Below are 13777 nucleotides of genomic sequence, written 5' to 3' on the forward strand. Positions count from 1 at the left end.
GCGGGAGGGATCCTCCCGCCCCCGGCACCGCCGTCAGGAAGCCGGTCAGGACAGGAACTTGTCCAGCGCCGCCTCGATGGTGCCGCTGTCCGGCGCCGCGTACGCCTTCATCGTCGTCTTGTTGTACGAGATGAAGCTCGGGCACCGGGTCGCCGGGGCGTTGACGACCCCGCCGTCGCCGATCTTCTCCGCGGTCTTCGCGGCGTAGAAGGTCAGCTGGTAGCGCGAGGAGATGTACGAGACGCTGACGTTCTTGCCGTCGCTGGCCTTGTAGTCGCACTTCTTGGGCGCGCCCTCGCTGCCCGGGACCATCGACATGCAGCCGACCACCGACACGGTGGTGAAGTCCGCCGACTTGGCGTAGTACCGCTTGTCGGAGCCGACGATCTTCGACGACCAGAACGTCGGCCGCTCCGGGTTGTTGGAGAAGACGTACGCCTTGGCGGTGGACGGGCCGCTGTAGGTGGCCGCGTTGAGGATCGGGCTGCCGTCACAGACCGACGACAGGTCGCTGGAGTAGCGCGCGGTCACCGCGTTGTTGTTGTTGTTCGGCTGCTCCGTGGGCGGCTCGGTCGCCTGCGGGGTGGACGAGGTGTCCGTGCCGGGCCCCGGGTTGGCGGCGGTCGCGCTCGGCGTCGGGGTAGGGTCGGGCTCGTCGTCGTTGCCGACCAGGGCGAGCCCGATCCCGGCGCCGCAGAGCGCGAGGATGAGGACCACCGCGCCGACGATGAGGCCGATGACCAGGCCCCGGTTCGACTTCTGCGGCGGCACGGGGACACCGAACTGCGGGGCCTGGCCGAACTGCGGGGCCTGACCGTACTGCGGGGCCTGACCGGGCTGGCCGTACGCCGGGTAGCCGGCGGGCGGTGCCGGCGGCCCGCTCCAAGGGGTGACGTTCGGATCCGGCTGTTCTCCGTACGGAGGGTGACTGTTGCTCATCTGAAGCCCTTATCGCTGTCGACGGTACCCAGGCACTGGATCATCGGTCAGGGTAGTGAGCGGCACAAACCGAGGCGCTGATTGTCGGACGGCAACCAACCTCGACCGACCACGGGCCGATGAGACTCGACTACTACCCGTGACGATGGGCGGCGCGGCAGCCGCTCCACCGGCCTGCCGTGGGTCGCTTCGGCGGTGAAATGTGGGGTGGGGAAAAGGGATTCCGCCCGGAACGTGCCTTCCGTGCCGGACACCGCGAGAAGGGTTCATGATGTGACGTAGATCACCCATCACGATCTCGACAATCGCGACGACCACCCCCATCGACGACGTGGCGCACATCTCCCACCGATCCGCCAAATATCGATATCCATCACATTGATGTATGGGCATGCGACGGTGACTCGGCTTATCGTGAGGCTCATGAGAAGGTCCCGCGCGTCCCCGCGGGCACCCCGCGTCCACCGCACGAGGAGGCGGCCCATGCCTGCCGCGCCCCACCCCACCACCCTCCGCCGGATCGTCCTCGCCCTCGCCGCCTGCGCGGCCGTGCTCGCCCCGCTGACCCTCACCGCCCCCGCCGCGCGGGCCGCACCCGTCACCGTGGTCAACGGCACCCAGTTCACCGACACCGCCGGCGTCGGCGTGCACGCGCACGGCGGCGGCATGATCAAGGTCGGCGACTACTACTACTGGTTCGGCGAGAACCGCAACGACAACAACACCTTCCGGTACGTGTCGGTCTACCGCTCCACCGACCTGCGCACCTGGGAGTTCCGCAACAACGTGCTCACCCAGTCCTCCGCCGGTGAGCTGGCGACGGCCAACATCGAACGGCCGAAGGTGGTCTACAACGCCGGCACCGGCCAGTACGTGCTCTGGATGCACTGGGAGAACGGCGTCGACTACAACCAGGCCCGGGTCGCGGTGGCCACCTCCAGCACGGTCGACGGCAACTACCGCTACCTGGGCAGCTTCCGGCCACTGGGGCACGACTCGCGGGACCAGACGGTGTTCCGCGACGACGACGGCACCGCGTACCTGATCTCGGCCACCCGCAACAACGCCGACCTGAACATCTACCGCCTCACCGCCGACTACACCGGGGTCGCGTCACTGGTGCGTACCCTGTGGCCGGACAACTACCGGGAGGCCCCGGCCATGTTCAAACGCAACGGGGTCTACTTCCTGGTCACCTCGGGCGCCACCGGCTGGTCACCCAACCAGGCCCGGTACGCCACCGCGAGCAGTGTCGGCGGCACCTGGACCAACCCGACGAACTTCGCCGACGGCACCACCTACGACTCCCAGTCGGCGTACGTGCTGCCGGTGCAGGGCAGCGCCGCCACCTCGTACCTCTATCTCGGCGACCGGTGGGCCGGCGCGACGGGCGGCCCGGTCAACCAGTCCCGCTACGTCTGGCTGCCGCTGAACTTCCCCACCGCCACCTCGTTGACCATGAGCTGGTACCCGCAACTCACCATCGACACCGCCACCGGCGTGGTCTCCGGGGTCAACGGCGGCTACACCTTCGACACGCTGCGCGCCCGGCACAGCGGCAAGTGCCTGGACGTGCTCGACCGGTCCACCGCCGACGCCGCCGCGGTGGCCCAGTACGCCTGCAACAACGGCACCAACCAGCAGTGGCAGCTGCGCGACGCCGGCTCCGGGTACGTCCAGATCGTCGCCCGGCACAGCGACAAGTGCCTCACCGTGGCCGGCGGATCCACCACCGACAGCGCGCCGGTGCAGCAGTTCGGCTGCCAGTCGGGGCGCACCGACCAGCAGTGGCAGGTCCGCGACGCCGGCTCCGGGTACGTCCAGTTCGTGGCCCGGCACAGCGGCAGGTGCCTGGACGTCACCGGCTACTCCACCGCCGACGGCGCCCGGGTGATCCAGTACACCTGCGGCACCGCCGCCAACCAGCAGTGGCAGCGGGTCGGCGTCTCCTGACCGACCCCGTCCGCCGTCCCGCCTCCCGCAGGCCGGGACGGCGGACGACCACCGCCCCGCGTCCCACCAGCCCCGGAACAAGGTGTGACGATGCCCTCACCCCAGGTATCCCCCCGGCGACGTCTACTGGACCGGACAACAGACGTCACCGCGGGGGTACGGGGTGCGGGACAACACGCAGGAACAGCTTCACCGGCTCCGGTCACTGCGGATCGCCGCCGGGCTGACCATCGATGAACTCGCCGTCCGCTCCGGGGTGAGCCCCCGGACGATCGGCGGGATCGAACGACACCGGATCCGCCGCCCGCACCAGGGCACCCTCCGGGCGTTGGGCGCGGCGCTGGGCCTGGACGGGGTGGACGCCGACCAGCTCCGCTCGGCCGGCGGACAGGTCGCCGGGGTCACCGGTCTGCCCGGGGTGACCACACACTTCACCGGCCGCCGCGACGACCTCGCCTGGCTGGCCGCACGGCTGGAACACCGCCACGCGGTACAGCTGATCGGTCTGCCCGGGGCGGGCAAGACGGCGTTGGCGGTGCAGGCCGCCACCGACCTCGCCTGGCGGTTCCCCGACGGGGTGCGCTTCCTCGGGCCGGTCGCGGACGCCACCGCCGCGACGATCGCCCGTCGGCTGCTGCCACCTGCCGACGCGTCCTCGCACGGGCCCGACCCGGTGGCCATCGGGGCGTACCGGGACCTGCTGCGCCGCCGGCGGATCCTGGTCGTGCTGGACGACGTGCGCGACGACCACCAGGTCGGGCCGCTGCTGCCGCCCGACGCCCTCGGTGTCACCCTGATCACCGGCCGGCACCCGCTGACGGGCCTCGCGGTGACCGACAGGTGGCTGGTGCCGCCCCTGCCGGCGGCCGACGCGCGGGCCGCCCTCGACACGATGGTGGACGGCACCGCGCCCGCACCCGCGGTCACCGCGCTCGCCGCCGGCTGCGGCGGCCTGCCGCTGGCCCTGCGGGTGACCGCGAACCGGCTGCTGACCCGGCCGCAGTGGAGCGCACAGTGGCTGGTCGACCGGTTGGCCAGGCCGGAGCGGGTCCTGGACGCGCTGGTCGCCGGTGACCTGTCGGTACGCGACGCGTTCGAGCGCACGTACGCGGGGCTGCCGGCCCGGGCCCGCCGGGCCGTCCGGCTGCTGACCCGGCCGGCCGGCCCGGTCCCCGCCGAGGCGGGCTTCCTCGACCTGGCCGAACGGGGCTGGGTCACCGCCGGCCGGGGACACCGCTACGAGCCGCACCCGCTGGTACGCGCCTTCGCCCGCGTCGCCACCGGCACCTGACCGCCCGGATCGACGCCGTCGGGGGCGAGTTCGGCGAGCAGCGTCGCGGCCCGGCCGGCCAGATCCGGATCGTCACAGTCGTCGGCCAGCTCGATCGCCCGCCGCAGATACGCCGGGGCGTCCCGGGTCTCCCCCGTGCGCCGCAGCGCCTCGACCAGTTCCACCGACACCAGTGCCTCGAACGCCGGCATCGCGCTGGCCCGCAACCGCGCGACCGCCTCCCGCAGCGCGGTGACACACTCCGGCCACCTGTCGAGAGCGGCGAGATCACCGGCGATCCGTCGGCAGTTCAACGCGTCGGTGGCGGCTCGGGCGAAGGCCGCGATGGGATAGCGGGGGTCGCGGAGCAGGCATCGCGTCCGCTGGTGCACCCGCAGCGCCTCGGTGGGTCTGCCGAGCGACAACAGCGAGGTGCCGAGCGAGGCCATCGCCTGCGGCAGACCCTCCGGATCGCCGGCGCGGCGCAGCAGCACCCATGCCTGTTGCCGCTGCCGCAGCGCCGCCGCGTGGTCGCCCAACCCGGTGTTGCCGCTGGCGGCGTAGAGCAGTGCCCACCCCTGCTGGGCCAGGTCGCCCGCGTCGACCGCCCGGTCCAGGGCCCGCATGGCGGTGGTCACGCTGCCGGCGTACTCGCGCTGGCAGATCGCCTGCGCCCAGGACAGGTAGTTGAGATGGACCGCCTCGGTGCGGGGGTCACCCAGCCGGGCGGCGGACTCGGCGGACAACCGGAAGACCTCCGGCCAGAGGTCGAGATGGACCCGGCTGTCGGAGAACCAGTGCAGCGCGTCGACGGTCTCGACCACCGGTCCGTACAGGCCCTCGGCGGCGGCCGACCGCAACGCCCCGAACCAGTTGCCCCGTTCGGCGTCGAGCCACGCCGTCGCCGCCCCGCGGTCCCGGAACTGCGTCAGCGACGGCGGTCCGTCCGGTTCGAAGTGCCGCCCCGCCGCCGTGGTCCGGGAAAGCCACCAGCGCAGCGAGGACGTCCGCAACGGGCCGGCCGCGTCCGGCTCCTCGGCCGTCAGCCGGTCGGCGGCGAAGGCGCGTACCAGGTCGTGCAGCCCGTAGCGGTCCGCCGGCACGGCCGCCACCAGACCGCTTTCCACCAGGGCTTCCAGCCGCTGCTCGGCGTCCGCGTCGGGGACGTCGGTGACCACGGCGACCGGGTCCGGGCCGAAGTCCGGACCCGGCATCAGCGACAACCGCCGGAAGGTCCGCCGCAGGTCGTCCCCGAGCCGCCGGTACGACAGGCTCAGCGCGGTGTGGATGCCGGCGGTGTCGGCGTCGATCACCCGCAGGCGGGCCTGCTCACCGGTGAACCGTCGGTTCAGTTCCGCGACGGACAGACCCGGCTCGGCCGACAGCCGTTGCCCGGTGACACGCAACGCCAGGGGCATGTGACCGCAGTGCCGGGCCAGCTCGCTGAGCTCGGCCGGGTCGACGGCGACGGGCCCGGCGATGGCCCGCAGCATCGCGGTGGAGTCCTCGGCCGGCAGCGGCTCCAGGGACAGCCACTGTGCGGGGTCCAGACCGCTGAGTCGCCGTCGGCTGGTGAACAGCACGAGACTGCGTCCGGCCCCGGGCAGTAACGGCCGGGCCTGCGCCTCGTCGGCGGCGTTGTCCCACACCACCAGGGCCCGGCGCTCACACAACGCCGACCGGTACGCCGTCGCCCGCTCGTCGCGGCCGGCGGGGATCCGCTGTTCCGGCACGCCGAGCGCCCGCAGCAACCGGTGCAGCGCCTCGCCGGGGGTGGTCGGGACGTCGTCCATCCCGCGCAGGTCGACGAAGAACCGGCCGTCGGGGAACTCCGTGGCCAGGTCGGCCGTGGCCCGCAGCACGAGGCTGGTCTTGCCCACCCCGGCCGGCCCGGTGACGACGACCACGGTGGCCTGCTGCCGGTCACCCGGCGGGCGGCGGGCGAGGTCGCCCAGCGCCCGCAGCTCCCTCGCCCGGCCGCTGAAGTAACGCGGCGGATCGGGCACGGCCGGCCGGACGGAGGTGGCCTCGACCAGGCGGCGACGCTCGTCGTCCGGCACGGCGAGGACCTCGAACAGGACGGTCAGGGTGCGCCGTTGCGGACGCCGGACCCGGTCGCGTTCGATGTCGCTGATCGCCCGGGCGCTGACCCCGCACCGCTCGGCGAGCGCCTCGATCGACAGGCCCGCCGCCACGCGGCAGCCACGCAGGACAGCACCCAGCGACGGGCTTCCGGGTGCGCTCGGTCGTTCGGGTGTGCTCGGTGTCGGCTTCACCGAGCACACCCTCACAGAACACCACCCGCGACGCCAGGCATCGATCAGTGACTTTTCGCACCGGTCCGATCACCGGCCATTGAGCCGCCACGTCTGGCACCCGTCGTAGGTGCACGCCCGGGCGTACGCGTCACCACTGCCGTGGGTTTCGACACCGATGTAGCGGGTCCCACATCTCGATACACTGGGCGGTCTGCCGGTGCCGACCGTCACCCTGGCTCCGCCTGTCGTCGGTCCGGACCGCCGCCGTCCGACTGTCCCTATTACACCGACGTCTGCCGATGGAAGCCATGCAGAACGGCAGGCGGAACCGTCGTCCGGCCACCGGTGTGGTCACCCTTTCGTGACGTCACCGGGCCGACCGGGAACTGCCGTCGAGTGCGGACGATTTTTCGCCCGCTACCGGTGCGGCGTCAGACGTCAGACCATTCACGTCAGTTTTTCGCGCCGGATAATGCGCCGCCTTTCGACCGGCACCGGCCGGCTGACCTCGGCGGCCACGGACATCGGTATCGCCGGATTGGCTGCGGGCCGCGCCGGAACTGTTCCTGTGCGGCGTCGAATTGCGGAACCGTTATGCTCCACGGGAAGCACGGCGCATTCCCGCGTCGCTGCCGGAATTCGGCGTTGAGGGCGGGCATGAACATCGGGGAGATCGCCCGGCGGGCCGGAGTGTCCCGCAGCACCGTGTCCTACGTGTTGAGTGGGAAGCGGGCGGTGTCGGCGACGACCCGGCAGCGGATCCAGGCGGTCATCGACGAGCTGGGCTACCGGCCGAACGCCAGCGCCCGCGCGTTGAAGGAGGGACGCACCCGCACCCTCGGACTGGTCATCCCCCCGGCCAGCCAGCGCCTGACCGACATGCAGCTGGGCTTCGTCGCCAGCGTCGTCGAGGCGGCCGCCCGGCACGATCTGGACGTGCTGCTGTCCCCGTCCGGCGGCGACCACGACCGGTCGTTCGAGCGGATCGTCACCGGGCGGCGGGTGGATGGGGTGGTGCTGATGGAGATCCGGCTGACCGACGACCGGGTGACCCGGCTGGCGAGGGCGGGCGTGCCGTTCGTGACGATCGGCCGGACGGCCGAACCGCATGGGATGAGCTGGATCGACGTCGACTACGCGGCGTTGATCTCCCGCTGCGTGCACCACCTGGCCGACCTGGGGCACCGTCAGGTGGCCCTGGTGAACCGGTCCGCCGAGCTGGTCGCGGCGGGTTACGGCCCGAGCCACCGCGCCCTGGCCGGTTTCCGGGCGGCAGTCGACGAACGGGACCTGACCGGTGTCGACGTCTGCTGCGGCGACGACACCGCCTCGGGCGAGGCGTGCGTGACGCAACTGTTGGCGACCCATCCGCAGGTCACGGCGGTGGCCACGATCAACGAGGCCGCGTTGCCCGGGATCCGGCGGGCGTTGGACGCCGCCGGTCTGTCGGTGCCTGGCGATTTCTCCGTCACCGGGGTCGCCGCCCAGCACTGGGCCGAGGACTTCCACCCGCCGCTGACCGCAGCGGACGTGCCGATGCGCCAGATGGGGGCCGAGGCGGTGACGCTGCTGCTGGAGCTGATCGCCGCGCCCGGCGGCACGCCCCGCCACCGGCTCTACGCCCCACCCATCTCGCTGCGGTCCAGCACCGGTCCCCGGCCCCGCTGACCCGGGCCGGTCCGGCGGTCACGACCCGACGCCCGGCGGGTTCCGGCGCTCCTGCCGGGCGCCGGCGAGCACGAGATAACTGCTGGCCGTCCAGGTGTACGCCCGGTCACGCAGCCCCGTGCCGGTCTCGGCGTCGAAGTTCTCGGCGAACCCGGACTTCTCGCACAGGGCCAGGAACCGCCGGCTGACCTCGTCGGCCAGTGCGGTGTGCCCGGCCCGGCGCAGCCCGTCCTCGACCAGCACGGTGGACGGGGCCCAGATCGGCCCCCGCCAGTAGCCGTCGGCGAGGTAGTGCGGCGAGTCGGTCGGCTCGGTGGCCAGCCCGTGGGCCGTCAGGTGGGCCGCGACGCCCCGGGCCAGCGCACCGGTGAGCGGGGCCGGCAGGTCGTCGCCGAGGATGACCGGCATCAGGTCGAGCAGGCTGCGGCTGGCCCGGCGTCGCCCGGTGTGCGGGCTGCGGGCGGTGAACCGTTCGCCGTCCCACAGGTCGCGCAGCAGCGCGGTGCGGACCCGGTCGGCCTCGGCCGACCAGCCGGCGGCGGGCTCGCCCAGCTCGGTGGCGAGGTCGGCCAGGCAGCGCAGTTGGACGACCAGGAACGCGGCGAGGTCGGCGGTCTCCAGGACCCGGCCGTCGTCGAAGGTGGTGGCGTTGTCCCAGCCGCTGTCGTTGCCGTGCTGGTAGTGGGGCAGGTCGCGGCCGAGGGCGCGGCGGGCGTCCAGCCAGAACCGGGTCCACCGGGCCAGCCGGTCGTACGTCCGGGCCAGCGCCGTCCGGTCCGGCGGGGTGGGCAGCCGGCGGCGCAGCTGGCCCAGGGCCCAGCCGTGCACGGGTGGCTTGACGTAGTTGTGCAGCACCTCGGAGTGGGTGACCGAGTCGGGCAGGGCGCCGGCGGCGTCCTGGTGGTCGAACGGCAGGTGGAACTGGTGCCAGGCCAGCTCGGGTTCGCCGGCGGCCAGGGCGATCGCGTTGAAGCAGTGGTCCCAGCTCCACACCTTGTCCATCCAGTGCTTGGACATCAACACGGCCGGCCGGGTGACGAAACCGGCCGGCTCGACGGTGGCCGACCACAGCACGTACGCGGCCAGTTCGGCGGCGGGGGTGTCGGCGTCGCGCCAGGGGGCGACCGCGTCGACGAAGGCGGCGAACTCGGCGCTGCGCTCGCGGCACAGCTCGTCGAAGGTGCCGGCCGGCCGGTAGGGGGGCCGGGCGGTGGCGTACTCCTCGACCGCGATCTCCCAGGGCCGGTCGGTGGGGAGGTCCAGCCACCTGTCGGCGACGCCGAGCGCCTCGACGCCCACCACGTCGCGCAGCGGCGCGGACAGCCCGGTGACCCGGTAGCGGCGGCCCGTCTCGTAGGAGGTGAACACGGCCGATCCGTCGACCGGGTCGCGGTAGAGGTAGGTGCCGCTGAACGGGGTGAGGGTGCGGGCGGCGGCGGCGAGCCGCAGGCCGAGCCCCCGGCCCCGCAGCCGGAGGGTGTCCGGCCCCTGGTAGCAGACATCGATCCGGTCGTCGCCGGCGTGCCAGCTGAGCAGCGCGGGGGTGGCGACGACCGTGGCGTCGGCGTGCGGGGCCAGGCGCAGCACCGGGTGCATGCCGGTCTGGTGGGAGACCAGGTGCAGGTCGTCGGCGTACGTCTTCTCGGCCACCACCGGAGAGATGTCGAACCAGGAACCGCGGTAGCTGAACGGGACGTCCTGGAGGGAGAACTCCGGGCCGGACGGTACGTCGGTCATGGCAGGTGACGCCCTTTCGTGGTTCGGATGGTCAGCCTTCGACGGTGCCACGTCGGGCCACCAGCGGCGGACAGCGGGACCGACGCCTCGAATCGATTCGAACGAAGATAGGTCCGCCCGCGCCCGGGGGTCAAGGAGGACCCCGCTGGTCCGGGCCAGCAGGTGCGCCTGGCTGACCGAAACGCAGATCATCTGTGGAAACACCCCCTTCATCGGACCGTCATTACATTGACATCCTTCATCATCTGACCCTACGATCCCTTGCGAATCGATTCGCCCGCGAAGCCCTCCCGGAGAGCGTCCCCACGCCCCACAAGGAGCCGCCGTGAACACCCCGTCCCACCGCCGGCCCGGACGAGCCCGCGCGATCACCACCCGGATCGCCGTCGGCCTGCTCGCCATCGCCGCCACCGCCGTCGCCGCCACCCCGGCCCGGGCCGCCGACGAGTCGATCAGCGTCAACTTCGCCAGCACCGACGGCACCCCCACCTACCGGGCCTCCGGCTGGATCTACGGCATGACCGAGAACGCCAGCGGCCCCGCCGACCACTTCTACCGGGACGTCAAGTTCCAGTCCATGCGGGCCGGGGGTGCCCAGCTGCCGGGCAGCGGTTGGGTGGGCGGCAACTACGACCGCCGGTGGAACTCCACGCTCGCCCAGGCCCGGCGCACCGCCGCCCTGGGCGGCCAGTTCGTCATCCTGCCGCACGACCTGTGGGGCGCGGACGGCGCGGGGATCTCCCGCTTTCCCGGCGACAACGGCAACTGGACCGACTACGACAGCTTCCTGACCCGGCTCATCGGCGACGTCCGGGCGGCCGGGCTGCGGGTGCAGTGGGACATCTGGAACGAACCCAACATCACCATCTTCTGGAACCGCCCGATCTCCCAGTACCTCGAACTGTGGCGGCGCACCTACCAGCGGCTGCGCGCCGAGCTCCCCGACCAGCTCATCGTCGGGCCGAGCTGCGCCTGCGTGCCGTCGACCAACCACGCGTTCTGGAACCAGTACCTCGACTTCGTCCGCTCCACCGACACGGTGCCCGACATCGTCAGCTGGCACGCGCTGCCCGGCGACCCGGTCGCCAACGTCGCCGCCGCCGACGCCACCCTCGACGCGCGCGGCATCGCCCACCCCCGGCCCTACCAGATCAACGAGTACGGCGCGAGCAACGAGCAGAACCCGGCCGACGGCGCCTGGTACGTCGCCCGGCTGGAGCGGGCCCGCGCGGACGGCCTGCGGGCGAACTGGGCCAGCGCCGGCAACCTGCACAACGACCTGGGCAACCTGCTGGTCCGCAACGCCGCCGGCCAGCACCAGCCCAAGGGCGAGTGGTGGGTCTACCGCTACTACGCCGCGCAGACCGGGCAGATCGTCGCGGTGACCCCCAGCCCGTCCTACGACGCCTTCGCCACCAGGACGACCGGGACGGCGAGGGTGCTGGTCGGCGGCGGTCGGACCACCGGCAACCTGACGGTCAACCTGCAACGGCTGGACGCCACCGGCGGCATCGTGCAGAACAACCAGGTGCGGCTGCTCACCCAGCGCATCCCCTACAACAACGGAGGTGCGGTGCAGGGGCCGGTCACGGTGTCGAACACCGTGGTCACGCTGACCAACAACGCCGCCTCGGTGACCCTGCCGTACGGCAACCCGAACGACACGTATACCGTCACCGTGCTGCCGCCTGCGGAGACCGGCTTCACGTCGGTGGCGGTGGCCCAGCACTCCCAGCAGTGCCTGGACAACACCGGCTCGGGCACCACCGACGGCAACCCCCAGCAGCAGTTTCCCTGCGAGGGCGGCGACCAGCAGTTGTGGAACTTCCGGCCGGTCGCCGGGGTGGCCGACACGTACACGGTGGTCAACCAGCACAGCGGCAGGTGCCTGGACGTCAGCGGGGCGTCCACCGCCGACGGCGCGGCCGTCGACCAGTGGACCTGCCAGAACGGCCCCAACCAGCAGTTCACCCTGCGCCGGGTGACCTACGGGGGTAACGATCCGCACGACTACCAGCTCGTCGCCCGGCACAGCAACAAGTGCGTCGACGTCAACGGGGTCTCCACCGCCGCCGGGGCGCGGATCCTGCAGTGGACCTGCAAGCCGGTCAGCCAGAGCAGCCCGCTGAACCAGACCTGGCGGCTCTGGGGCCGGTGACACCGCCGGCCCGTGCGACCGGGGCCGGACACACCCCCCTTCAAATTGATTTATGTCACTGTCTTGGGTGATCCTGGGAGGGCTGGCGAACCGATTCGCCACCACCACCCGAGGGCGGGTCCACCCGGCCCACCCCGTCGACGCACCAAGGAGCCGCCCCGTGCGCACCCCGTCCCCGAACGGACCGGTCACCGGTCCCGTCCCCCGGTCCCGCCGCCGACACCGGCTGACCCTGCTGGTCGGCGCGCTGGCCGGCCTCCTCGTCATCGCCGGGGCCGCCCCCGGTGTCACCTCCCCCGCCGCCGAGGCCGCCGCCGCGGCCATGGCCGCCATCGAGCCGGGACAGAGCACCCGGATCGTCGGCACCGCCTCCGGGCGCTGCCTCGAGGTCCCCAACTCCAGCACCACCAACGGCACCCAGACCCAGCTGTGGGACTGCCAGGGCGGGGCCAACCAGACCTGGACCTGGACCACCAACAGGCAACTCACGGTCTACGGCAACAAGTGCCTGGACGCCTCCGGCCGGGGCACCACCGCCGGCACCGCGGCGATCATCTGGGACTGCAACGGCCAGACCAACCAGCAGTGGAACGTCAACGCCAACGGCACCATCGTCGGCGTGCAGTCCGGCCTGTGCCTGGACGCCAACGGCAACGGCACCGCCAACGGCACCAAGATCCTGCTGTGGACCTGCAACGGTCAGGCCAACCAGCAGTGGACCTCGCCGACCACCCCGCCCACCACCACCCCGCCGACCACGCCGCCGCCGACCACTCCCCCGCCCGCCGGCGCCCTGCCGTGCGACCTCTACGCCGCCGGTGGCACCCCGTGCGTGGCCGCCCACAGCACCACCCGGGCGCTCTACGCCGCCTACGCCGGCAACCTCTACCAGGTCCGCCGCTCCTCGGACAACACCACCCGCAACATCGGGCTGACCGGCACCGGCGGCACCGCCAACGCCGCCACGCAGGACGCGTTCTGCACCGGCACCACCTGCGTGGTGACCGTCGTGTTCGACCAGTCCGGTCGCGGCAACGACCTGTGGTACCAGGGCTCCAGCGTGGTCCCCGGGTCGCCGCAGAGCCGGCCGGCGGTCGCGACGTCGGAGTCGCTGACCGTCGGCGGCGCGAAGGCGTACTCGCTCTACATCAACCCGGGCAACAGCTACTGGCGTGACGGCCACCTGACCGGCATCCCGACCGGCGCGGCCCCCGAAGGCATGTACATGGTCACCAGCGGCACCCACGTCAACAACGGCTGCTGCTTCGACTACGGCAACAGCGAGACCACCCGCAAGGCCGACGCCGCTGGGGCGATGGACGCGATCAACTTCAGCACCCAGTGCTGGTTCGGCGGCTGCTCCGGCTCCGGCCCGTGGGTGCAGGCCGACCTGGAGTGGGGGCTGTTCCCCGGCGGCAGCAGCTCCTGGAACCCCAACCAGCGGGCGTTCCCGCACAAGTTCGTCACCGCCACCCTGAAGAACAACGGCACCTCCCGCTTCGCCATCAAGGGCAGCAACGCCCAGTCCGGCAGCCTCTACACCCTCTACGACGGGTCGCTGCCGCCGGGCTACAGCCCGATGAAGAAGCAGGGTGCGATCATCCTGGGCAGCGGCGGGGACTGCTGCAAGCCCGACGGCGGCGCGAACCTCAGCGCCGGCACCTTCTACGAGGGGGCGATGGTCGCCGGCTACCCGTCGGACGCCACCGAGAACGCGGTGCAGGCCAACATCACCGCCGCCGGCTACCGCTGACACCGGCCACGGGTCGTCGCGCCGGTCACCGACCACGGTGG

At 72.2% G+C, this 13777-nt stretch carries 8 protein-coding genes; 5 read left to right on the forward strand and 3 right to left on the reverse strand.

Translation table 11 applies throughout. The features are described 5' to 3' along the window. Positions 1-45: 45 nt before the first annotated feature. Positions 46-939: a hypothetical protein gene (locus ACWCHM_RS12615; RefSeq protein WP_454222527.1), complete on the reverse strand. Its 894-nt coding sequence runs from the start codon at positions 937-939 to the stop codon at positions 46-48. Between the two features lie 483 nt (positions 940-1422). On the opposite strand from ACWCHM_RS12615, the gene ACWCHM_RS12620 reads away from it, so the two are divergent. Together ACWCHM_RS12620 and ACWCHM_RS12625 are read left to right on the forward strand one after the other, a co-directional pair. Then, positions 1423-2892, forward strand: a complete 1470-nt coding sequence (locus ACWCHM_RS12620) for an RICIN domain-containing protein (protein WP_454222528.1) — start codon at positions 1423-1425, stop codon at positions 2890-2892. 163 nt (positions 2893-3055) lie between these two features. Continuing rightward, entirely contained in the window at positions 3056-4183 is a 1128-nt protein-coding gene (locus tag ACWCHM_RS12625; protein ID WP_204959991.1) for a helix-turn-helix domain-containing protein, read from the forward strand. Here the strand turns inward: ACWCHM_RS12625 and ACWCHM_RS12630 are convergent. Further along, the gene (locus tag ACWCHM_RS12630) at positions 4129-6438 is read right to left on the reverse strand and encodes an ATP-binding protein (protein ID WP_454222529.1); all 2310 of its coding nucleotides are present in this window, start codon (positions 6436-6438) and stop codon (positions 4129-4131) included. The genes ACWCHM_RS12625 and ACWCHM_RS12630 overlap by 55 nt on opposite strands. Positions 6439-7077: 639 nt before the next feature. On the opposite strand from ACWCHM_RS12630, the gene ACWCHM_RS12635 reads away from it, so the two are divergent. Then, the gene (locus ACWCHM_RS12635; protein ID WP_421488449.1) at positions 7078-8088 is read left to right on the forward strand and encodes a LacI family DNA-binding transcriptional regulator; all 1011 of its coding nucleotides are present in this window, start codon (positions 7078-7080) and stop codon (positions 8086-8088) included. 18 nt (positions 8089-8106) lie between these two features. Here ACWCHM_RS12635 and ACWCHM_RS12640 read toward each other — a convergent pair whose 3' ends face one another. Continuing rightward, the gene (locus ACWCHM_RS12640; protein WP_454222530.1) at positions 8107-9825 is read right to left on the reverse strand and encodes an amylo-alpha-1,6-glucosidase; all 1719 of its coding nucleotides are present in this window, start codon (positions 9823-9825) and stop codon (positions 8107-8109) included. A 325-nt stretch (positions 9826-10150) separates the two neighbouring features. On the opposite strand from ACWCHM_RS12640, the gene ACWCHM_RS12645 reads away from it, so the two are divergent. Continuing rightward, on the forward strand, positions 10151-11983 hold the full coding sequence (locus ACWCHM_RS12645) for an RICIN domain-containing protein (protein WP_454222532.1): 1833 nt from the start codon (positions 10151-10153) through the stop codon (positions 11981-11983). Positions 11984-12143: 160 nt separating this feature from the next. Beyond that, on the forward strand, positions 12144-13736 hold the full coding sequence (locus ACWCHM_RS12650; protein ID WP_204959999.1) for an arabinofuranosidase catalytic domain-containing protein: 1593 nt from the start codon (positions 12144-12146) through the stop codon (positions 13734-13736). Positions 13737-13777: the final 41 nt, after the last annotated feature.

The organism is Micromonospora sp. SCSIO 07396 (genome assembly GCF_053667945.1).